This window comes from Paraburkholderia sp. SIMBA_053 (genome assembly GCF_046534895.1).
Classification (GTDB): domain Bacteria; phylum Pseudomonadota; class Gammaproteobacteria; order Burkholderiales; family Burkholderiaceae; genus Paraburkholderia; species Paraburkholderia caledonica.
Map to the genome: position 1 here is coordinate 1 of NZ_JAWRXU010000794.1, position 267 is coordinate 267.

General features: G+C 61.0%; 1 pseudogene. It reads right to left on the reverse strand.

Annotated elements, in window-relative coordinates:
• Window positions 1–267, reverse strand: a pseudogene (locus SB753_RS37755) (recombinase); the annotation flags it as partial.

Here is a 267-nt window from a genome sequence, read left to right on the forward strand (position 1 = left end):
GGGAATGCGGTTATACGCGCACACATTGTCGAAATATCCGGCGATCTGCCCTGCGAGAAACAGGCATATCCCCGCGGCCGCCGCGTAGAACAGCGTTTGCGCGGTGGGATTCGCATCGTGCAGCAGGTGCGTCGCCTTCGTCTGATCGATGTAGTGATGTCCCGTCGCCGCCCGGTACGCCATTGCGATCAGCATCGCACCGGGCACGGCAAGCATGATATTGCCGATGATGGCCGCTGTCTGGCTGCGGATGGTCCGTGCTATCAG